This is a genomic window from Ensifer sp. Root558, from assembly GCF_001427045.1.
GTDB lineage: Bacteria > Pseudomonadota > Alphaproteobacteria > Rhizobiales > Rhizobiaceae > Ensifer > Ensifer adhaerens.
In genome coordinates, this window is the sequence record NZ_LMGC01000002.1 from 148,129 (window position 1) to 169,523 (window position 21,395).

The window sequence follows — 21,395 nt, forward strand, 5'->3', positions numbered from 1 at the left end:
TGCGGCGCGCGCCGGCTATTGCGTCGCCGCCTTGGAGACCCTGAGCACGGCGCCGTCTTCCTCGTCCGTCACCATCAGCAAGGCGCCGTCGAGTGCCACGACGACGTCGCGGATGCGGCCGAATTCGCCGTCGAACAGCCGCTCCTCGGAGCCGATCGCGCCGCTGTCGTCGCGTTCGAGCCGGGCGAGCAACTGGTACTTCAGCGCCGCCACCAGAAGATCGCCATCCCATTCGGGAAACATCTCGCCGCGATAGACGGCAAGCGCGCCAGGCGCGATCGAGGGATCCCAATAGAAGAGCGGCTGATCGAGGCCTTCTTTCGCCGTGCCTTCGCCGATCTCGGCGCCGGAATAGTCCTTGCCGTAGGTAATGACGGGCCAGCCGTAATTGTGGCCGGGCTTCGGATTGTTGATCTCGTCGCCGCCGCGCGCGCCGTGCTCGACCGTCAGAAGCGTGCCGTCCTTCGGATCGAAGGCGATCCCTTGAGGATTGCGGTGGCCCTTCGACCAGATCTCCGGCAGGCCGCCGGTGCCGCCGCGATAAGGGTTCGATCCGGGAACGCTGCCGTCGGCATTGATATGCAGGATGGCGCCGGCATGATCGCGCGGGTCCTGCGCCCGGTCGCCTTCGCCGCGATCGCCGATGCCGAAGAAAAGGCTGCCATCGGGAGCGATTGCGATGCGTGAGCCGAAATGCTGGCCCTTGCCGGTAAACTTGCTCATCCGGAAGAGCTCCTTGACGTCGATAAGCCCGGTTCCGTCGGCGGCGAGTTTTGCCCGTACGACGACGGTGCCGTAGCCGCCTTTGCCGTTGGCAGCCATCGTCAAGTAGAGCGTCCGGGTTTCTGCAAAACGGGGATCGAGCGCGATGTCGAGCAGGCCGCCCTGGCCACGCTCGGCGACCTCGGGCACGCCCGTCAGCGGTTTCGAGAGCTTGCCGTCGCGCAGGATCCGCAGCCGACCCGGCCGCTCGCTGACGATCAGGCCGCCATCGGGGAGTGCCTCGACGGACCAGGGGTGTTCAAGCCCGGTCGCGAGCGTCTCGACACGCACGGTACCGTGCTCGCTCGGAAACTCGCGGGAATCCTGTGCCCCGGCGCTCGGAGGAGCAAACGTTGCCAGCGCAACGGACACGGCCAGGATTCCGACCGCACGCGACCGTTTGCCCGCCCGTCCCGATGTTCCAGCGCCCGTATGCCGCATTCCGTTTCTCCCACACCGACTCGTTCAGCAGGCAAGCTGGGGCGATCGACGGAGCGGTTCAAGTCACATCCGATCAAAAGCGGTTTATTTCGAGATCGAGCCTGTCGTCAGCGGCACCGGACGCTGCTCGCCGATGAGTTCTGCGTCGACGATGTAGCGCATCGGTCCCTGCTCGATCGCGTCGAAGGGCCAGCAGGTGGCGAGCGCCAGATGGTGGCCGCTGGCGGACGCGTTGATGCCGCTTTCGTCCCAGCGGGCAACCCGGCTTTCGCCGGCCCTAAACAGGAAGCGGCGGCCGTCCTTGCGGGTCAGCACCAGAAGGTCGCCGGGGTTGACCTCCTTCAGCCAGCGAAAATGCGTGTCGCGATGGGCGGCGATGACCGAGGTACCTTCGTCGCCGGGCAGTGGCGTCGTCGTCAGCCAGGCGGGCCCGAAGGCGAGCGCTTCGCCGCTTGCGCCTTGAAGCACGACCGCCGAGCGGTTGATCCGTGGCGCCGAGATTTCCGCGGCTGTCTGAAAATCGGCCCAGGGCCAGGGCTTGCCATCCGGGTTGCCGTGCAGCTGCGCCTCGAAGGTGCGTTTCAACAGCACCTGCGAGACCTCGGCCTTGGCTTTCATATAGAAGCCCTTGCCGATCAGAAGCAGACCGGCAAGGGCAATGAGCGAGATGATCGCGAGCACGATCGTTTCGACCGCCGAGAGGCGGGCGAGAAAGCCCGGCCGTGGCTCGGACTGATCCTTGTCAGCGGCCACGGCGGCGCACTCCGGCAAGCACGACGGCGGCGATCGGCGCCCGCCAGTAGACAAAGGTCGTGCCGGCAAGCAGAGCGAAGACGAGCAGCATCAGGCCGATCAGGATCTGCTTGTCGGCCTCCGTTGCCGTCTGCGGCAGGGCGACCTGGTTGTTGGCTTCCGCGAGCAGACCTGCCGCCCGCGCCGTCGGTGCGGCCAGCATGCGGTCGGCCGTGACCATCGCAAGCTTGGTTCGGCTTTCGAGCGCGGCGTCACGTTCGTCGACTTTGCCGGGGACAGTCTCGACAGGGGCTTCGCCGAAGACCTTTCCGAAGTCCCAGCCGGCGGGGAGATTGAGCGGCAGCTTCGTTTCGCTCAGGTTCTCGCTGGCGGGCCGCGACGGCGTCGCGTCGACGGCAACGAGGCTGGTCACGCGGGAGACCAGATGGTGGGCAAGTGCCACCGTCTCGATCCGCTTGTCGAGGGTCGCCGGGTCGGCGATCGTCGACGCGCTCGCCTCGAGGTCGTCGATCTTGCGGCGCGCCCAGAGCTTGGCGATGCCTTCGCCGGTCGAGGCCTTGGCGATGTCCATCTCCACCCGCCACGGCTGGTCGCCGGCCTTGCCGAGGATCTGCAGCTTGCCTTCGGGTGCGGTGCCGTCGAGTTCGGCCGTCAGCACCACGGGCTCGCCGCGATAAAGATCGGGCATCGGGTTGGGGGTGATGTCGCTCGCCGAGGCGCCCTCGAAGCTCGCGGCGATATCGGTCATTGCGGGGCTCTCGAGCTTGGTGAAAAGCTCGCCCATGCGCGCGGCGACCTCGCTCTCCGAGCCGATCAGCGTGAAGGTGCCGCGGCCATATTCGGCCGCCTTGGTCATGAAGTGGCTGTTCGGAGCAGAGCCGATGCCGACGGTGAAGACGCGAGCCTCGCCGCGGTTCTTCTGGATCTCCTCGAAAAGCTGCGTCTCGTTGCCGATCGCGCCGTCGGTCAGGAACACCACCTGGCGAAGCGCGCCGGCCTGGACCGGTCCTTGCGTGCGAAGGGCCGCTTCCAGCGCTGGCAGCATCTCGGTGCCCCCATCGGCTGTCAGGCCGCGCACATAGACGATTGCGTCCTCCCGCTTGTCCGGTGTCGCTTCGACCAGCTCGGAGAAGTGCACCGACATGGTGTCGTCGAAGCGGATGACGTTGAAACGGTCCTCGGGCTTCAGCCTCGAGATCGCGAGCGCCAGGCTCTCCTTGGCTTGCTCCATCGACGGGCCGGCCATGGAGCCGGAATTGTCAATGACGAAGACGATCTCCCGCTTGACCGGCTTGGCGTCGGCCTCATTTGCTGCTGCCGGCGGCGTGACGAAGGAAAGCAGATAGGTCTTGCCGCCGACCGTTTCGCGGAACAGGCCGGCATAGGGGCTCTTGCCCTCGATCGCCTTCCAGGTGAGCTCGAAGTCGCGATCGGCAGGCACGCTGTCGCCCTTCAGCGTCACGCGGCGGCTGAGATCGTCAAGATTGGCGATATCGACGTCGTGGTAGCCTGATTTCACTTCGCCGAGCGGGAAGCCGGCCTTGAGGTTCACCGTCAGTGTGACGGGGGTGATCCTGGCGTTCTCTTTGGGGTCGAGGACCGGCGCTTCGATCTTCTCGCGGTCGGGGACCGGGTCGCTGACGGCATAGCCGGTGCGGCTGTCGAGATCGACGGTCTGAACGATCGGCTGCGGGTTGTAGCGCGGCGCCACGACCATGGGGAAACGCAGCGAATAGAGGCCGTTCGATTGGCGGACCGCGCTCTGGTACTCGATCTGCACGACGACCGTTTCGCCGGGACCGATATTGGCGACCTGGTTGGTGAAGATGTTCGGGCGCTGCTGTTCGAGAAGTGCGGCCTTCTTGCCCTCGGCCTTTGCCTGCTCGTAAATCTCCCTGGCCGCCTCACGCGCCTTGATCTCACCCTCGATGAAGCGGTCGCCGATCTGCATCTTCAGCGTGTCGACGGCCGAATCCTCGGGCAGGGGAAAGACATAGGTGCCCTCAACCCAGCCCTTGCTCGGGTTCTCGAAGCGCTGGGTGACGCGGGTGCGCATGATCGGGCCGTTGACGTCGATCTGAACGTCGGTCGCAAGGCGCGGCGCCTCGACGAAATAGCCCGGCTCCTTCGACGGAAAGAGCAGGGCGCCGGTGCCGATGTCGTTGGGGCGAACGTAGCCCGCCAGCTGCCGCGGCTTGGCATCAGCAGTTTGCGCGGTCGCCTGGGTCATCAGGCCGATGAACATCAGGATGCAGGCGGCAAGGGCTGCGATCGCCAGGTACATGCCCCAGCGTGCTTCGTTCTGCCGTGTCTTCATGGAAGCGATTTCGTCGTCGAGAAACATTGCATAACCCCCGTAATGCGAATGTGTTCGGATCATCGAAGGAAATGCCCGGAAACCGGCTGTTGCTGGACGGAATTGCGGCGTTCCGCGACAGTTGTGGTGGCTAAATTATGGCATTTGAAAAATTGCGGGATTGCGCTGATTTTTTTGAATAAATCGCGATCACCAACCGTTTCTGGCCGTTACGTTTCGTGGCCGTTCGAACGGGTGCCACAATCCGTATTGTCGGCGCTCGACGGACGGTGATGCATCGCTCGGTATCGCGACCTCCGATCGACGATGCTGATCGCATTCATGAAACTTTGTCATGGTGACGCTTTTTGCCCGCGTTTCCGGCGTTTTTGCCTATCCGGCGCTTGCAAGACCGGGCGTCTTTCGACATAGACCTAACCGCTATGGAGCCTGCCTTTTCGTTCCGTAGCGATCACCTCGTCTCGAAACGATCAGGACCTTCACCCATGGCCTTCCTTGCCGATGCCCTTTCCCGTGTAAAGCCTTCCGCCACCATCGCCGTTTCGCAGAAAGCCCGTGAGCTGAAAGCGAAAGGCCGCGATGTCATCGGCCTTGGCGCCGGTGAGCCGGACTTCGACACGCCCGACAATATCAAGAAGGCCGCCATCGACGCGATCAATCGCGGCGAGACGAAGTACACGCCGGTCTCCGGCATCCCGGAACTGCGCGAAGCGATCGCCAAGAAGTTCAAGCGCGAGAACAACCTCGACTACACCGCCGCCCAGACGATCGTCGGCACCGGCGGAAAGCAGATTCTTTTCAACGCCTTCATGGCGACCCTGAACGCCGGCGATGAAGTCGTGATCCCGGCGCCCTACTGGGTTTCCTACCCGGAGATGGTGGCGCTGTGCGGCGGCACGCCGGTGACGGTTTCGACCAAGCAGGAGAACAACTTCAAGCTCAAGGCCGAAGATCTGGACAAGGCGATCACGCCGAAGACCAAGTGGTTCATCTTCAACTCGCCGTCCAACCCGTCGGGTGCCGCCTACAGCCATGCCGAGCTGAAGGCGCTGACCGATGTGCTGATGAAGCACCCGCATGTCTGGATCCTCACCGACGACATGTACGAGCACCTGACCTATGGCGACTTCAAGTTCGCGACCCCGGTCGAGGTCGAGCCCGGTCTCTATGACCGCACGCTGACGATGAACGGCGTCTCCAAGGCCTATGCCATGACCGGCTGGCGCATCGGCTACGCCGCCGGCCCGCTGCAGCTGATCAAGGCCATGGACATGATCCAGGGCCAGCAGACCTCGGGCGCCACCTCGATCGCCCAGTGGGCGGCCGTCGAGGCGCTGAACGGCACGCAGGACTTCATTCCCGAAAACAAGAAGATCTTCGAAGGCCGCCGCGATCTCGTCGTGTCGATGCTGAACCAGGCCAAGGGCATTTCGTGCCCGACGCCCGAAGGCGCCTTCTACGTCTATCCGTCCTGCGCCGGCTTGATCGGCAAGACCGCGCCGTCGGGCAAGGTCATCGAGACGGACGAAGACTTCGTGTCGGAACTGCTGGAATCCGAAGGCGTCGCCGTCGTCCACGGTTCGGCCTTCGGCCTCGGCCCGAACTTCCGCATCTCCTATGCGACCTCGGAAGCCCAGCTCGAGGAAGCCTGCCGCCGCATCCAGCGCTTCTGCGCCGCCTGCAAGTAAGCGCGGGCGACCGTCTTTCAAAAAAAGAACCCGCCGGCAACGGCGGGTTTTTCGTTCGTAAAGCGATTCAACCGTTGGTCATCCTGATTCAAGTCAGCCGGCTAAGGTCTTGAAATTAGGGCTCATTCTCAGGCGCCGGGAACCTCGTCGTCGCCAACGATGCCACCCTCGCTTTCGAGGATCGAGAGGCGGCGGGCCTCGGAGCGGGTGAACTTCAGCCGTACGCCGATGCCGCGTTCGCCCTCCGGCAGAAACACCGCGCCGGCATTTTCGAGCGCATGCTTCAACGAGAGGATCACGGCGTCGCCGGGTTTCTCCAGCTTGCGCTCGAACTTGAGGATCGTCTCCTCGTCGATGCCGGAAAAGCTCGAAAGCATTTCGCGCGAAATTTCGATCAGCGCCCGGGCGGCGCGGCACTGTGGACCTGTAATCATCGTCACCTCCAGTTGCGGTGAGGATGCGCGAAGGGTGGCCGAGGGTCAACAACAAGCAGATGGCCCGCGGCGTTTCGACCGCGGGCCATCTGCTTGTTGTTTGCTTGCGGCGCGCTGGCGAGCATCATCGGCGTGCGCTTGCATCCGGACCGCTGGGGCCGCCCTCTATTTGCCCCGCATCGCCTCGATGAGGCCGGAGGCCTCGTCGCTGCCAAAGCCGGCGGCGAGGCGCTTTTTTGCCAGCCTTTCGATCGGCTCCATGAAGGCCGGATCGATGCCCAGGCTGCGGCTTGCGGCAACGATGTTGGTGATCGCCACCGACTGCATTGAGAGGTTCGACATCACGTCGCGGCCGTGGTCGCCGCTGTCGATCCGTTCGGCATAATCAGGCAGCGCCGTCATCATCGCGGCAAGCCAGGGCTCGACCAGCGGCAGGAACTGCTTCGCGGTGAAGCCGACGCTGCCGGCGAGCGCCGTTGCGTGCAGATAGCCGCCGAAGAGACCGTACATCGCCGACAGCAAGGCGAGGTCGCTGACCGCGGCGAGAACAGGATCCTCGCCGAGATAGTGGCTCTGGCCGAAGGCGGCCAATTGCTCCCTGGTTTTTTCGAAAGCATCGGCGCTGCCACTACAGAGAATGAAGGCATCCGGTGTGCCGATCATCGGCGGCGTCGCCATGATTCCTCCGTCGAGATAGCGTGCGCCGTACGCTTCAAGGCGGGCCGCGACCGCCCGGACTTCATCCGGGCGACCGTTGGTGAGGTTGATGACGGTCTTGCCTGCGAGCATGGGGCCGACATCTGCCAGCGTCGTTTCGACAGCGGCGTAGTCGGTGAGGCATAGGATGAGGATATCGCTGGCCGCAATGGCTTCGGTGACCGTTGCTGCCCGGCGAGCGCCGCGGGCAACCAGCGCGTCGGCCCGCGCGGACGTACGGTTCCAGACGGTGGCGGTGTTGCCCGCGTCGATGAGGGTTTTGGCAAGTGCCGTGCCCATGGCGCCGAGGCCGATGATGGCGATGGATTTGGACATCGTGATTCTCCGCTCCTGGTTCCCCGCTCTGGCCCGCTTCAGGCCGCCGGCGACAATTGCTGGCCGAGGCCACCGTCGACGGTGAGGCGTGCGCCGGTGGTGAAGGTGGCATCGAAGGCGAGGAACAGCACGGCGCGGGCGACTTCGTCCGCCGTGCCGTTGCGGCCCATCGGGGTGATCGCATCGCCGAGCGCCTTGAACTCGGCACGTTCGGCGTCGGTGACGCCCGCCACGCCCTTGGTCGGCGTATCGATGAAGCCGGGGCTGACCGAGTTGACCCTTATGCGGCGCGGCAGAAGCTCGGCGGCAAAGACGGAGGCAAACGAGATCAGCGCCGCCTTGCTGCCGCTATAGACCGCCATTCCCGGATGGCCGCCGACATCAGCAACCGACGAGGTAAAGACGATCGAGCCGCCGTCGCGGATCAGAGGCGCCAGCCGCTGGACGGTGAAAAAGGCACCCTTGGTGTTGATGGTGAACTGGCGATCGTAGGAGGCCTCCGTCACCTGGTCGAATGGCTCGAGCAGCGATGTGCCGGCGTTGACGTGCAGGAGATCGATCGAACCCAGTTTCTGCCCGACCGTCGCCCCGAGCACAGCGATCTCGCCGAGATCGGCGATATCTGACTTTACCGCATGAACGCGGTCGCCGAAGCGCTGCTGGATCCGGGCGAGGTTCTCTTCGTTGTTTCCGGTCAGAAGCACCTCGGCGCCGCCGTCGACGAGCCGCTCGACCGTCGCCAGACCCATGCCATGCGTGCCGCCGATGACGACGGCTTTCTTGTTTTGATAGATACCCATTGTCTTTTCCTTCGATATCAGGCTTCGATGAGGAAGAGATAATTTCGTGGACGATATTGCGTAAGACGGGCAAACGTGGATGTATCGTCCACGCTTGTAGACATTGGAGGCCCGCGATGCGCAATCTCAACGACTTCATCGTCTTTGCCCATGTGGTCGATCACAAGGGGTTCGCGCCGGCGGCGCGGGCGCTGAACGTGCCGAAATCGACGCTGAGCAAGCGCGTGGCCGAGCTGGAAAAGACGCTTGGCGTCCGGCTGATCAACCGAACTTCGCGTCGCTTCACCGTGACGGAGATAGGCGAGGATTTCTACCGGCATGCCTCGGCGATGTTGATAGAGGCGGAGGCGGCCGAAGCCATCGTCAAGGGGCGCCTTGCCGAACCGAGCGGAACGGTGAGGATCACCGCCTCTGTGCCGACGGCTCAGATGATGCTGGCGGGGCTGCTGCCGCCGCTGGCGCAGGCCTATCCCAAGATGCGGGTGATGCTGCACGCGACGGACCGTTTCGTCGATGTGGTGCAGGAGGGCTTCGACATCGCGGTGCGCGATCACTTCGCACCGCTGCCCGATTCCGGCATGGTGCAGCGGCGGGTGGCAAACGATGCCATCCTGCTCGTGGCAGCGCCCGCCTACCTGGAAAATCGCGGGCACCCGCGCGAACCGAGCGACCTTTCGCGCCACGACGGGCTGCTGGCCTCCCTGGCCTCGGAGGGATGGACGATGCGCAACGACGCGGGCGTGGTCGTCAGGGTGCGCCCCATGCCGCGGTTCCTCGCTGACGAATCCAGCGTGTTGCTCGAGGCCGCCGTCTCCGGTCTTGGCATCACCGCGCTACCGAGAAAGATCTGTCGGGCGGCAATCGAGGCTGGAAGTCTTGTGCGTGTGCTTGCCGATTGGGAGGCAGGCAGCGTGACGACGACGCTGTTGATGCCGCATCGGCGCGGGCAACTGCCGTCGGTTCGCGCCGTCGTCGACTTCATCGTCACGCATCTGCCAGGAGAGTGAGGCCGGGCGGCAGCGAAGGCGCATGCTCGAAAAGAAAAGGCCCGCTCGGAGCGGGCCTTCGAAGCTTGTCTCGGTCGGTCGCTTAGCGCTCTGCGAGCGCCGGTTCGCCCTTCTTCTCGCGCACGAGGTTCATGAAGCGGCGGAAGAGATAGTGGCTGTCCTGCGGGCCGGGAGAGGCTTCCGGGTGGTGCTGGACCGAGAACACCGGCTTGCCGGCGACGCGCAGGCCGCAATTGGTGCCGTCGAAGAGCGAAATGTGAGTCTCATCAACACCCTGCGGCAGCGACTTCGAATCCACCGCGAAGCCGTGGTTCATCGAGACGATCTCGACCTTGCCGGTGGTGTGGTCCTTGACCGGATGGTTGGCGCCGTGGTGGCCCTGGTGCATCTTTTCGGTCTTGCCGCCGAGTGCCAGCGCCAGCATCTGGTGGCCGAGGCAGATGCCGAAGACCGGGATGTCGGTCTTGAGCAGGTCCTGGATGACCGGCACGGCGTATTTTCCGGTTGCTGCCGGGTCGCCGGGGCCGTTCGACAGGAAGATGCCGTCCGGCTTCTGCGCCAGCACTTCGTCGGCGCTGGTCGTGGCCGGCATGACCGTGACGCGGGCGTTGAGGCCGGCAAAGAGGCGCAGGATGTTGCGCTTCACGCCGTAGTCGAGCGCGACGATATGGTAGGCGGCATCGGTTTCGCCGAGCGTCGAATAACCTTCGTTCCAGACCCACGGCTGCTCGTCCCAGCGCGACGACTGGCCGGAGGTCGCGACCTTGGCAAGGTCGAGGCCCTCAAGGCCGCTCCAGGCCTTGGCTTCCTTCTTCAGCGTCTCGATATCGAAGACGCCCGAGGGGTCGTGGGCGATGACGGCGTTCGGCATGCCGTTTTCTCGGATCCAGGCAGTAAGCGCGCGGGTGTCGATACCGCAAAGGCCGATGATGCCGCGGGCCTTCAGCCAGGCGTCGAGGTGCTTGGCGGCGCGGTAGTTGGACGGCTCGGTGATGTCGGCCTTGAAGATGACGCCGACCGCGCCGTGGCGTGCTGCCGGCGTCAGGTCTTCGATGTCTTCGTCATTGGCGCCGATGTTGCCGATGTGCGGGAAGGTGAAGGTGACGATCTGGCCGAGATAGGAGGGGTCCGTCAGAATTTCCTGGTAGCCCGTCAGCGCCGTGTTGAAGCAGACCTCCGCCTGCACTTTGCCGGTCGCGCCGATGCCCTTGCCCTCGATCACGGTGCCGTCGGCCAGAACGAGCAGTGCGGTTGGTTTTTCAGTGGTCCATGCGGGTGTCGCGGTCATCGTTCCTATCCCGTTGCGGCGCGAAGCGGGGGCTTGAAAGCCCGGCAGTCGATCGCCATTTCTTTGCTCAGGCATGGACGCGCGGAAACCCCGCGGAAAAGTGCTCTCATGCCGATGTTGTGCAGGTGCGGGAAAATACCCAAAGCGCTTACCCGGGTCAACCGGCCGCTGTGAATTGTCGGGAAATAAAATTCCTTATAATTCAAGCGGTTGCGTATTCCGTTTGATTGCGCCTGTCACACTGGTTTAAGACGACGATAACAATGATGGTTTCGAACCGGTTCCGGGCAGAGCACCGCGGGCCGGTTTTGACATGGAGTATGGACATGCGCGACCTGTTCGCTAACGCACTGAAGGAAGCCCTCAAAGCCAAGGACGCACGGCGTACCTCGACCGTGCGGCTGATCCAGGCGGCGATCAAGGATCGGGACATTGCCAATCGGGGCCTCGGCAAGGACCCGGTCAGCGATGACGACATCCTGCAGATCCTCGCCAAGATGATCAAGCAGCGCGAAGAATCGGCTCGTATCTACGACGACGCCGGCCGGCCGGAGCTTGCCGCGCAGGAGCGTGAGGAAATCGTCATCATCAACCAGTTCCTGCCGGCCCAGCTTCCGGAGGCAAAGGTGAAGGAACTCTGCGCCTCGGTCATCGCCGAAACCGGCGCACATGGCCTGCGTGATATGGGCAAGTGCATGAACGTGCTCAAGGAGCGCTATCCCGGCCAGATGGACTTCGCCAAGGCCTCCGGCCTGGTGAAGGAACTGCTCAAGTAGCTCCGCTCAAGTCAGTGCCGCCGCCCGTTGCGATAAGACGGGCGTCGCCACCTCGGCTTTCGCCGGAAACGTCGCTTCGAATGCGCGATCGATGAGCGCGAACTTCTCCGCCTGATAATCCCAGTATTCACGGATGAAGGCTTTGGACAGCCAGACCGCGCCGCGTCCGGGCGACCGCTCCCACCCCATATTGCCCAAAAGGGCTGCCTTGTCGAAGATCCGCTTGAGGTGGGTCTTGGAGATGATGAAGCGTTCGCTGAGATCGCTCGGCGAAACCGGCCCGATGGCGAGGCGCTCTGCCTCGGGGTCGAAGGCGCCGAGGCGGGAAAAGAGATCGTCCATCACCACGCCCCCGGAATTGACCCAGGTAAAGAGATCGAAGGTCGGGCCTGGACGACGGACCGTGTCGTTGCCGACAAGCGCGTGGGCGACGGCGGCCTGCAGCCGGCCGAACTGGTCCTGCTCTTCGCCTAGGCGTGCCAGCCGCGACTGGCCATCGAAGGCGTCGAGGATGGCCAGATGGGACTGCATCCATTTCCAGACATAGTCGAGCGCTGCCTCGGTAGGCTCCAGCGGCCGGCTGCGCTTGTCGGGCTGCACCGTGATGTAGCGGGCGAAGCGGTAGGTAACCATTTCCTGCACGAAGGATGCCGCGGTGTTGCGGCTGGCGATCCCGTGCATGACGGCATAGTTGATGAAACGGCCGCTGTAGAGACCGCTCGAGGGATCATCCGGATCGCGGTCGTGATAAAGTGCAAGCCCGGATTGGGCCATCAGCCAGCGCTGCTGCGAGGCAAAGATCGAGGCGAGCCGCGGGTTTGCCGCATACATCTCCACCATGCCGCGCGCATAGCTCAGCACCGCGCCGAAGAAAGCCGGACTGGAGGCGAGCACTTTGACGGAAATGGCCATGGCAAGTGATCCAATTCGAGACGGCGAATTGATCCTTTTCGTCAAAGGGGTGTCAAGTGCTACTTTTGGTCTTCAGAAAATATTCATACACAACTTTTGATTGGGCGTCCGGCGTGCGATTCCCGTTTCGCTCCTGTGAATAGCGTGCAAGCAGGATCACTGTTGTAGCGCCCGCCGGCCATGCCGCCTATATGGAGGATCGACCAGAGGTATCCATGCGCTTTTCACAGTCCTTTCTTGACGAGATACGCGATCGCGTTCCGATTTCGGACGTGATTGCCAAGCGCGTTAGCTGGGACCGGCGCAAGACCAACGTCTCGCGCGGCGACTATTGGGCCTGCTGCCCCTTTCACGGCGAGAAGTCGCCGAGCTTTCACTGCGAGGACCGCAAGGGCCGCTACCATTGCTTCGGCTGCGGTGTCTCGGGTGACCACTTCCGCTTTCTCACCGATCTCGAAGGCCTGAGCTTTCCCGAAGCCGTGCAGCAGATCGCCGACATGGCGGGCGTTGCCATGCCGCAACCGGATCCGCAGGCAGAGCGCCGGGAGAAGGAACGTACAAGCCTGCTCGACGTGATGGAGCTGGCGACCGCGTACTTCGAGGACCAACTCCAGACGGCCAACGGCGCCAAGGCGCGCGCCTATCTGCGCGAGCGCGGGCTGACGGGGCGCACGATCGAGACCTTTCGTTTGGGCTACGCGCCCGACAGCCGCAATGCGCTCAAGGAACATCTCGCCGGCAAGGGTGTCGGCAAGGAACAGATCGAGGCCTGCGGCCTCGTGGTGCACGGGCCGGACGTGCCGGTTTCCTACGACCGGTTCCGCGACCGCATCATGTTCCCGATCCTGTCGTCGCGCGAGAAGGTCATCGCGTTTGGCGGCCGCGCCATGTCGCCGGACGCACCGGCAAAGTATCTGAACTCGAACGAGACCGAGCTCTTCCACAAGGGCAACGTGCTCTACAATTTCGCCCGCGCGCGCCGTGCTTCGCAAGGAGCCGCACGTGACGTCGGGCAGGACGATGCGGCCGGAACGATCATCGCCGTCGAAGGCTACATGGACGTGATCGCGCTGCATCAGGCGGGCGTCGAAAACGCCGTTGCGCCGCTCGGCACGGCGCTCACCGAAAACCAGCTCGATCTCTTGTGGAAGATGACGTCGCAGCCGGTGCTCTGCTTCGACGGCGATGGGGCGGGCATTCGTGCCGCAAACCGCGGCGTCGACCTGGCGCTGCCGCATCTGAAGCCCGGCCGTTCGGTCCGCTTCGCCATGCTTCCGGACGGGAAGGATCCCGACGACCTCGTGCGTCAGGAGGGCCGTGGACCCTTCGACAAGGTGCTCGCCAACGCCCGTTCGCTCGCCGAGATGGTCTGGCAGCGCGAGATCCAGGGCGGCGCTTTCGACACGCCGGAAAAGCGCGCCGAGCTCGAAGCACGGCTGAAGCAGGTGACATCCGTGATCGCCGACGAAAGCGTGCGCCGGCACTATGGCCAGGACATGCGCGACCGGCTTCACGCCTTCCTGCAATCCTCAGGGGCAGGGCGGGGCGAGCGGCGTCCGTTTGAACGCGGCGGCCGGCAGGGCGGTGGCGGCGGAGCACGCGGCGCTGGTCAGCCACGGGGGCCGAATGCGAGCGGGCCGACGGCAATCTCCGACCGGCTGGCGCGCTCGACACTGGTCAGCGGACAGCAGGTGGCGCCGCTTCTGAGAGAGAGCGTTCTGGCACTCACCATCGTCAACCATCCGCAATTGCTGTTCGACGAATATGACGAGATCTCGACGATCGAGTTCGACCACCGCGAGCTGCAGCGCTGCTGGGCGGCGGTGCTGAACGCTGCGGCTGCGCAGGGGCCGCGGTTGAACCGCGAGGATCTGCTCGAACAATTGCAGGCGGAGGGTTTTGGTGCGCTGATTGCCGCGATCGACCAGCAGATCCGCTATGCGCGGCTCTGGACCGCGACAACGGCGGCCGCGCCCGAGGACGCCCGCGAAGGATATCTGCAGGCGCTGGCACTGCACCAGCGCTCGAAGGCATTGCACTGGCAGGTGCGCGAGCTCGAACGCGAACTGGCCCATGCGACCGAGGAGGGCGACCTCGAAGCCGTGCCACAGCTTTTGCGCACGCTTCAGGAAGTGCAGCACGAAGTGACGCGGCTTGAAAACCAGGAAGCGATCATCGAAGGCTTTGGCGTGCTTTCAGGCCGCGTGAAGGGGCCGGCGGCGCGCTAGCTGCTGGGTTTTCCCCGCAGCGAAAGCAGGCCTGTTCTCGGCGAAGTCTCGACTATTCGCGCCAATGATCGGCCACCCATGGCGATGGGCGAAGGTAGTGCCGGAGATAGCGAAACGCATTCTTCTCGTAACGGTCGGATGCAAACAGCCCGAGGATATGGCCAAGCGGGGTGGAGACCTTGTCCTTCTTGCCGAAGCGGCCTTCGATCGCATGCTGCGGCAGGAGGTTGCGCGGGAACAGCACGACGCGCGCGTCCTTGGGCAGTCGGGGTGCCAGGAAAAAGTTGAGCGGGAACGGCCGGCGGCAGTCCTGCCGGAAATGCAGGACCCAGCGGCGGGGGAAAAGTTTGGTCCCGCCCGGCGCATTGCGCGTGACGAAGCGCTGCTCGAAACGGTATTCGTCGGCAATGCCTTGCGGGTCGGCGCGGAACTTCTCCTGCAACGGCACCAGCTTGCCGACTGGATAGCGAAACAGCGAGGTCTGGCCGAGGCGCTCGAACGGCGTCGTCTGGTTACGGGCGAGGATGACGTCGTCCGGTTCTCCCTCCTCGAAGAAACCATCGAGCGATCCGACGATGACCAGGTCGAGGTCCAGGAACAGGACGGGGCCTTTGAGATTGCCGAGCTTCGGCCCCCACAGCCGTGACTTCTGCCAGATGCCGGGCGTGTTCTTGGGCATTTCGCCGATGTCCAGCGGCGGCAAATCCTCGCACAGGATTTCCGGACGCAGGCCGTCGCGATTGTCGGTAAAGCAGGTGAAGGTGAAGGGCGGGGTGATGTTGCGCGCCACCATGGCGTAGAGCCGGTTGATGAACGGTGCGCCGTACTTCGTACCCCAGTTGATGCAGATGATCTGCTTGACGCCGCCGCTCGCCGCTAGAATATTTGCCATAATCACGTCCCGATTTCTGCGCGCCACTAAAGTACCGATGCGTTATCAAGGTCAAGCTGTCGGGGCAATCCCCGGTGAAGCGCAGCAGGGCCTGCGGGGAAAAACAGCCCTTGTCTCTTCAGTTGCGGCAAGGGCTATGGCATTGCCTGCGCATCTGGCCATGATGGCCTAAGCTGATTCCCGAAGGAGATGTGATGGAGTTCGTCGAAAGGGCGACGCCCTCAAGAAGCGCTGCCAGCAAGCTCTTCGACGAAGCCGGCCAGGCACCGCTCGACGTGCTGAAACGCGTCTATGGCTATTCTGCCTTTCGCGGCAAGCAGCAGGCAGTGGTCGAGCATGTGACCGCTGGCGGCGATGCCGTCGTTCTCTTTCCGACTGGCGCCGGCAAGTCGCTCTGCTTCCAGATCCCGGCGCTCTGCCGGCCCGGATTGGGTGTCGTCGTCTCGCCGCTGATCGCGCTGATGCGCGATCAGGTGGAGGCGCTGAAACAGCTTGGCGTCAATGCGGCTGCGCTGAATTCGTCGCTGACGCGCGAAGAGGCGATTGCGGTCAGGCGCCAGATCCACGACGGCACGCTCGACCTTCTCTATGTGACGCCGGAGCGGACCGTCACCGACGGCTTCGCCGATCTCATAGGCAATGCCCGAATCGCGCTTTTTGCCATCGACGAGGCGCACTGTTTTGACGGATCGACCAATTTTCACTAAAGACAAGAGCTATCTACGGTAGTGTTTCTTCGATTGGTGATCGCGTTATCGGTGCAGCCTTTGTTCCTCGTACCCTGTTCGATCCTCTTAAAGGGGATCGAACGCCGCAGGCCCAAGCAAGAAGTATGCGGGCTTTAGGCCGCATACCGCTTACCCAAAGGGTCGGTGATCCGGCTATCGCTACTTGTAAAGCCGGAGATCACCGACACCCTTTGGAAAAAAGAGACGGCGTTAGCCGCCCGTTTGCCCACGCAGTGGGCACCGGACCCGGCCGCAGGCCGGGCTTTGACACCCCGGCCGGAATCCCGAAAGCACGAGCGATAATCGAAGCTTTAGCCAGCGCGATGGCTTGCCCTTATTATCGAGAATGCCCCATCCCTTGGCCGGCCACACAAACTCGATGCTTTGGGACTCATAAGAGGTCTGCAGCGTGAGCGACGCGCCTGTGTTGAAGCGATCACCGGACTCGAGCCGCTGAATCGTGCTCCTTGAGATTGCGGCCGCGTCGGTTGCCTCGATCTGTTTCAAACCGACCTATTCTTGTGCTGCCCGGAGGACTTTCAGAAGTATCAGCAATCTCGGGTGGTGCTCAGCGGCGAGCAAGCTTTCCTTAAGTGAAGTGTGCGTGCCGATGGCCCCTAGGCGATCGGACAGCGCGCATTCGGCTTAGAAGACGAGGCCGGAGAGCGGAGCCCAAATTCGCAGCGGACGAGACCTAGTCGTCAATGATCAACTTAAGAAGCCGGCCGGCAGACGGCAACTCCGGCGAAGCCGCCGAGGCCCCGACCGAAGGAAGGGGCTTTGAGCGTCCGACCTCAGATCTGTGGCAACCGTCACTCCGAGCGTTCATCATCATAGGACCCGGTGACAAAATTGGCGCGGATGCCCCAGCCATCCGTCGCACTAGGCGCAAGAAAAATTATGCCGCGCTTGCAGTAATGGCGGACCAGTTTTTCAACGCTTGCGATCCCGGCTGAACCCTTTTCAATCATGTAGATTGTGCGCGGACTGATGCCGGAATCTTCAGCCACCTCGGCCTGGGTTTGACCAAGGATTAGTCGAGCGACTGCAAGCATTCGTGACGGCGGCCTCATGCCGCCTTGGTGTCATCAAAAGCTCCTCTTCGCAAACAAATGTTGACAATAGCGAACGAGTCGCAAAAAGATGCGATAGGATCGCTAAAAGAAGCGGTCGAATCGCTAAACCTTCGCGGCCCCGTCGGACGCGAATCGTTAGAACAGGATGTGCCCGATGAAGTTCGCCTACTTGAACGCGGAAGAAGCGCAGAGACTTTCCGCTGATTTGCGCTCCGTTGAAACTGGATTAGTTCGCACACTGTCGTTCGACACCGCTCCGATCCTCCAAGCTCATCAGATGTATTCGCGCAGGACGGCCTGCCTCTCCGGGTACGTCTTTGGCCATCCTTCGCTGGGCGACGGTCGTGAGGTCATGACCAGTCAGCTCATTTACATGGACACAGAGGCCGGCATCGCGCGCACGGTCAACCGTTGGTACCGCCTCGGGCATCCGGCTGGAAAAGCATGATGATGCGGGACTAACGCGACCGCTACTACGCCGCAGTGACCGACTAGGATTCAAGAGGGTGCCCGTGACAGATGAGCTGCGATCACAAGACCACCACTTTCAACGCCGGCAGAAGGCGGCAATTGCCGGATTGCATTTGCCGACCGCCGAGGAACTGCTCAGAGGGATGCCGTTCTTCCACGACGACTTGGCCGAAGACATCCGCGAATATGCCAGCCGACTGTCCGGTCGCGTTAAAAAGCGCAAGCGGACTGGACTTGAATTCCTCGCTACCGCCCTGGATGAGCTAGCGGTGGAGCCGAGTGAAGATGGCGTGCTTGCGGTGGAGGCTGCCCTCGACCTCATCAATGATGCCCAGGGGTTACCGGTCGCTGAGTGCCGCCTGCGGTGTCGACTTTACCGGGCCTTCTTTGGGGATGGCCACGCGACGGCTCTGATCGCCGGTGAAATCGCGTATCTCGCTTCTGGGAAGTTACGTCCTGGGGACAGCCGCCACCTGCTTTGGCGTTCGCTCAGTTGGGCGGCGCAAGCACGTATACTCGATACTCGCCAACGAGCAGGCGTTTCCGTTCAGAGGTCTGCAGAGTGGTTCGAGCTTGAAGTTCGCGCCTCCGAAGAGCACTTCAGAAATGCGATCACATCACCAATGGTCGACGAGCCGGAATCTAAGGATTCAGCACCTGCCGGCTTTGCGGTAGCGACCTGGGAAAAAGAGCCATCGGAAGACGAAACGTCACTGACCGGCGGAGTGGTCGTTATCAGCGATATCGGTAACGACACCACCGCCGAAGGGAAGCGAGTGGAGAAGGAATTCGCTAACCTCAAAAGGCGCTCGTTGCCACTGCCCGGCATGCCCGAACTGACGGTAATTCGAGCGCATCTGATAGCGGAATATCCCTACGCGGCGGCGGTCATTGACGACGTGCTTAAGAGCCTTGGTGGTCGGCCAACTGTCTACCTGAAACCGACTGTCCTGCTCGGAGCACCCGGAAGTGGCAAGACCCGGTTCGCGAGGCGATTGGCCGAGGAACTCAACACGCCCTTTGACCTCATCTCATGTGGAGGCTTGAGCGATGGCGCTATCGGTGGAACAGCCCGGAGATGGTCGTCGGGAGAGCCTAGCCTTCCTGTCATGGCCGTGCGTCGACACAAATGCGCCGGACCGGTGGTCATTCTCGACGAAATTGAGAAGATCGCCACCAGCCGCCGCAATGGCAATATGCACGACGTGTTGATCGGGCTGTTCGAACCGGAAACATCGAGCCGCTGGCATGATCCCTACGTTCAAGCTCACTGCGATCTGTCGCACGTGTCCTGGCTCATGACAGCGAACTCGCTGGAGCCTATTCCAGCGCCATTGCGGGACAGGTGCCGAGTCCTACCTTTTCCCGATCCGGGAGCTGAGCAGTTGCCCCTCTTCGCCGCGCGAATCCTGGAGCAACAGTACATAGATACCGGTCACGATCCGCGCTGGGCGACGCCGCTTGAAGGATTCGAGTTGGACGCCCTAGCAAAGGTTTGGACAGGTGGTTCGCTCCGCAGGCTGGAACGTCTTGTCGAGGGATTGCGGGAGGCGCGCGAGCACGCAAGGCGGCAACAATGACTTCCCGAAGGCGGCATGCCTCTGCCAGGCGAGGTAGGCTAGTGGCCCAGCCGCTCGACCACTTCGCAGACACGGAGCGCGCTCGATAACACCGTTCGAAACGGAGTCTGACATGTCACAAGGGGGAAAGAAGGAGGCTGGGAAAACCGGCGACGTCAGTCTGACCCAGGATTCGGCGGCGGACAATGAAACGTTTGCTGAAGCGCTGACAAAGGAGGGGTTCGAACCGGCCAAAGTCGGGCGCAAGATCGTGTCGCAAGGGAAACGCAGGGAGACCTTGAAGACACGGGGTTCGGAGACCTCGGACAGGTAGAGCCTCGGAGATGTATCGCAGTTCAAGGTCCGTGTCCTTGATTGCCTACGGCGACGCGCGTATTGCCATCGCTTAGATCGGGAAGAGCTAAGCTTTTTGCGGCCTTGATCTACGATGATGCGCCCGCCCGTACGGATTGAAGCCGATGACGTCGGTAGTAGTCGCTCCGATCGGTCCGCGGAAATCCTGCGGCAAGGAAAATGGGACCCGAGCAATGACCCTGATCTCCAGCCTAAGCGATCGATACCCGCATCTCGGATTCGACGACCGTCCACTGGCGGCCTCATGCGATGATGGCTGGCTGGGTATCATTCATGCATTCCTGGGCGACGCAGACAAAGCCATGGCTGCAGGAGGGACATTCATGCTCCAGCAGGTGAAGGAGAAGATGGGTGGTCTGAGCATGTACTACGCCGCGGCAGACATCGCACCCGATGCTCGCCGTGCGATCGACGATGCCCACCGGCTGGCATCGGCGCGCTCCTTCCACGTCTGTGAGATCTGCGGGCGCCGTGGGCGGCTGAACAACTTCAATGGCCTGTGGAAGGTAGTCTGCGACGCGCACAATGGCGGCGAGTTCGGCAAGGGCATTCCTTTTGTAGGCCCTTTCGAGGCTCACGATACTTATTCCCCCGAGGCGGATCCGTTCGTCGCAGCTCGGCCGACCGCTACGGAGTTCGACGCTGCTCCGGTCATTGAAGGATGGCTGATCGAGGAGCAGGCAGAGGTCGGCCGCCGCCCGTGGCTGTACGGCTGGTTCTTCGGCCGCCCTGATTTGGGCGACGGCGAGCATGGGCACACGTCTCCCATCGTGCAGATTGACGAGATGGTGCCACCGCGCTGGGTTCGGACAGACAGTGGGCTTTACCGCCTCGGCATCCATTATCCTCCGGCCGAGCGCGAGATCCGCTACTGGGCGCAGAAGCAGACTCGACGTCCTGTGGTCTGCGGGGAGCCTCCGGGTGGCAGCAACGACATCGACGCCATGCTGATATCCCTCCGCTCCAGTGGCGGCCTCCGGTGGACGAAGATCGAGCGCATGGAAGGGGCCTACCGCGCAGAGCAGGAATCTGCTTGAGCATTCGATAGCTTCTTTTCGCGGGCGGCGCGCAAACGGGCGAAGTCATCACCGGCGTGGTGCGACGAGCGTGTCAGCGGGCTCGACGAAACCATCAGGAAGCCCTTGGTGTAGGCGACGGTCTCGTAGGACTTGAACTCCTCGGGCGTCACGAACTTCTCGACCTTGTGGTGCTTACGCGTCGGCTGCAGGTACTGGCCGATGGTCATGAAATCGACGTCGACAGTGCGCAAGTCGTCCATCAACTGCAGCACTTCGTTGCGCTCTTCGCCGAGACCGACCATGATGCCGGACTTGGTGAACATCGTCGGATCGAGCTCCTTCACCCGCTGAAGCAGGCGGATCGAGTGGAAGTAGCGAGCACCCGGGCGAACAGTCAGGTAGTTGCCCGGTACCGTTTCCATGTTGTGGTTGAGCACTCCCGCGTGAGCTGGAGAAGGAGAAATTATGTCCGCAGCCCACCAACAAATCGAGATCGATGAGCAGGCTGATGTGATCGACGAGGTTGCCGCGGCCGTCGCCTGGCACAATGGCGACGCGCAGGCCACGATCAGAACGCTGCTGGCCGACTGCAAGTATCTTCGCCAGCAGTTGGCGCTGGCCGAGATATCGATGAGCCTCGGTTTCGCCCGCGGTTGGCGACCCACGGCGGACCGGTTGGAGGACGCACAATGAGCCTCGAGCGACGTCGTAGTGAGCTGCGAGCAACTGGGTGAGCGCCCGGTCGAGCAACGGTGTTGTCGGGGCGGGAGGTTCTGAACGTGCTCGATCAGTACGACAACGGTACATCTGGGATTTGATGCGCGACATGATCTTGAG

At 62.8% G+C, this 21,395-nt stretch carries 18 protein-coding genes and 2 pseudogenes; 9 read left to right on the forward strand and 11 right to left on the reverse strand.

Going from position 1 to position 21,395, the window contains the following annotated elements:
• Positions 1-15 precede the first annotated feature (15 nt).
• The 3 genes from ASD63_RS06680 to ASD63_RS06690 all read right to left on the reverse strand — a co-directional run bounded on the left by ASD63_RS06680 (position 16) and on the right by ASD63_RS06690 (position 4,273).
• Positions 16-1,140: a PQQ-dependent sugar dehydrogenase gene (locus ASD63_RS06680; RefSeq protein ID WP_244495219.1), complete on the reverse strand. Its 1,125-nt coding sequence runs from the start codon at positions 1,138-1,140 to the stop codon at positions 16-18.
• Between the two features lie 147 nt (positions 1,141-1,287).
• On the reverse strand, positions 1,288-1,974 hold the full coding sequence (locus ASD63_RS06685; protein WP_034788684.1) for a class GN sortase: 687 nt from the start codon (positions 1,972-1,974) through the stop codon (positions 1,288-1,290).
• Positions 1,946-4,273: a marine proteobacterial sortase target protein gene (locus ASD63_RS06690; protein WP_234798760.1), complete on the reverse strand. Its 2,328-nt coding sequence runs from the start codon at positions 4,271-4,273 to the stop codon at positions 1,946-1,948. Before ASD63_RS06690 ends, ASD63_RS06685 begins: the two co-directional genes overlap by 29 nt.
• Positions 4,274-4,758: 485 nt before the next feature.
• On the opposite strand from ASD63_RS06690, the gene ASD63_RS06695 reads away from it, so the two are divergent.
• Positions 4,759-5,961, forward strand: a complete 1,203-nt coding sequence (locus tag ASD63_RS06695; RefSeq protein WP_034788681.1) for a pyridoxal phosphate-dependent aminotransferase — start codon at positions 4,759-4,761, stop codon at positions 5,959-5,961.
• 128 nt (positions 5,962-6,089) lie between these two features.
• Here ASD63_RS06695 and ASD63_RS06700 read toward each other — a convergent pair whose 3' ends face one another.
• The 3 genes from ASD63_RS06700 to ASD63_RS06710 all read right to left on the reverse strand — a co-directional run bounded on the left by ASD63_RS06700 (position 6,090) and on the right by ASD63_RS06710 (position 8,227).
• Positions 6,090-6,395, reverse strand: coding sequence for a hypothetical protein (locus ASD63_RS06700; RefSeq protein WP_034788680.1), 306 nt, complete (start codon positions 6,393-6,395; stop codon positions 6,090-6,092).
• Between the two features lie 165 nt (positions 6,396-6,560).
• Complete coding sequence (locus tag ASD63_RS06705) at positions 6,561-7,427, reverse strand: NAD(P)-binding domain-containing protein (RefSeq protein ID WP_060528891.1); 867 nt, start codon at positions 7,425-7,427, stop codon at positions 6,561-6,563.
• Positions 7,428-7,465: 38 nt separating this feature from the next.
• A complete protein-coding gene (locus tag ASD63_RS06710; protein ID WP_034788675.1) occupies positions 7,466-8,227 on the reverse strand; it encodes an SDR family oxidoreductase in 762 nt (253 codons plus the stop codon).
• Positions 8,228-8,343: 116 nt separating this feature from the next.
• On the opposite strand from ASD63_RS06710, the gene ASD63_RS06715 reads away from it, so the two are divergent.
• The gene (locus ASD63_RS06715) at positions 8,344-9,234 is read left to right on the forward strand and encodes a LysR substrate-binding domain-containing protein (protein WP_060528892.1); all 891 of its coding nucleotides are present in this window, start codon (positions 8,344-8,346) and stop codon (positions 9,232-9,234) included.
• Positions 9,235-9,316: 82 nt separating this feature from the next.
• Here ASD63_RS06715 and carA read toward each other — a convergent pair whose 3' ends face one another.
• The gene (gene carA / locus ASD63_RS06720; RefSeq protein ID WP_034788670.1) at positions 9,317-10,522 is read right to left on the reverse strand and encodes a glutamine-hydrolyzing carbamoyl-phosphate synthase small subunit; all 1,206 of its coding nucleotides are present in this window, start codon (positions 10,520-10,522) and stop codon (positions 9,317-9,319) included.
• 326 nt (positions 10,523-10,848) lie between these two features.
• Here carA and ASD63_RS06725 point away from each other — a divergent pair, with 326 nt between their 5' ends.
• The gene (locus tag ASD63_RS06725; RefSeq protein WP_034789028.1) at positions 10,849-11,298 is read left to right on the forward strand and encodes a GatB/YqeY domain-containing protein; all 450 of its coding nucleotides are present in this window, start codon (positions 10,849-10,851) and stop codon (positions 11,296-11,298) included.
• A 6-nt stretch (positions 11,299-11,304) separates the two neighbouring features.
• Here the strand turns inward: ASD63_RS06725 and ASD63_RS06730 are convergent, their stop codons facing one another.
• The gene (locus tag ASD63_RS06730) at positions 11,305-12,210 is read right to left on the reverse strand and encodes a hypothetical protein (RefSeq protein ID WP_034788667.1); all 906 of its coding nucleotides are present in this window, start codon (positions 12,208-12,210) and stop codon (positions 11,305-11,307) included.
• Between the two features lie 215 nt (positions 12,211-12,425).
• Between ASD63_RS06730 and dnaG the strand changes: the two genes are divergently transcribed.
• On the forward strand, positions 12,426-14,438 hold the full coding sequence (gene dnaG, locus ASD63_RS06735) for a DNA primase (protein ID WP_034788664.1): 2,013 nt from the start codon (positions 12,426-12,428) through the stop codon (positions 14,436-14,438).
• Between the two features lie 52 nt (positions 14,439-14,490).
• Here dnaG and ASD63_RS06740 read toward each other — a convergent pair whose 3' ends face one another.
• Positions 14,491-15,333, reverse strand: a complete 843-nt coding sequence (locus ASD63_RS06740) for a hypothetical protein (RefSeq protein WP_034789025.1) — start codon at positions 15,331-15,333, stop codon at positions 14,491-14,493.
• A 191-nt stretch (positions 15,334-15,524) separates the two neighbouring features.
• Between ASD63_RS06740 and ASD63_RS06745 the strand changes: the two are divergent.
• Positions 15,525-16,010, forward strand: a pseudogene (locus ASD63_RS06745) (DEAD/DEAH box helicase); the annotation flags it as partial.
• Between the two features lie 860 nt (positions 16,011-16,870).
• Here the strand turns inward: ASD63_RS06745 and ASD63_RS06750 are convergent.
• Positions 16,871-17,113 carry a helix-turn-helix transcriptional regulator gene (locus tag ASD63_RS06750; protein ID WP_060528894.1) on the reverse strand — a complete coding sequence of 81 codons (243 nt, stop codon included), beginning with the start codon at positions 17,111-17,113 and terminating at the stop codon, positions 16,871-16,873.
• Between the two features lie 175 nt (positions 17,114-17,288).
• Between ASD63_RS06750 and ASD63_RS06755 the strand changes: the two genes are divergently transcribed.
• From ASD63_RS06755 to ASD63_RS06770, 3 genes are all read left to right on the forward strand, one after another.
• Positions 17,289-17,582 (forward strand): DUF6634 family protein, encoded by a 294-nt coding sequence (locus ASD63_RS06755; RefSeq protein ID WP_060528895.1) that lies wholly within the window; start codon positions 17,289-17,291, stop codon positions 17,580-17,582.
• A gap of 64 nt (positions 17,583-17,646) precedes the next feature.
• A complete protein-coding gene (locus ASD63_RS06760; RefSeq protein ID WP_156624115.1) occupies positions 17,647-19,185 on the forward strand; it encodes an AAA family ATPase in 1,539 nt (512 codons plus the stop codon).
• A 527-nt stretch (positions 19,186-19,712) separates the two neighbouring features.
• Positions 19,713-20,576, forward strand: coding sequence for a hypothetical protein (locus ASD63_RS06770; RefSeq protein WP_060528898.1), 864 nt, complete (start codon positions 19,713-19,715; stop codon positions 20,574-20,576).
• Here the strand turns inward: ASD63_RS06770 and ASD63_RS06775 are convergent.
• Positions 20,549-20,989 (reverse strand): annotated as a pseudogene (locus ASD63_RS06775) (lipoyl synthase); the annotation flags it as partial. The gene ASD63_RS06770 and the pseudogene ASD63_RS06775 sit on opposite strands and share 28 nt — an antisense overlap.
• A gap of 34 nt (positions 20,990-21,023) precedes the next feature.
• On the opposite strand from ASD63_RS06775, the gene ASD63_RS06780 reads away from it, so the two are divergent.
• On the forward strand, positions 21,024-21,251 hold the full coding sequence (locus ASD63_RS06780; protein WP_060528899.1) for a hypothetical protein: 228 nt from the start codon (positions 21,024-21,026) through the stop codon (positions 21,249-21,251).
• Positions 21,252-21,395: the final 144 nt, after the last annotated feature.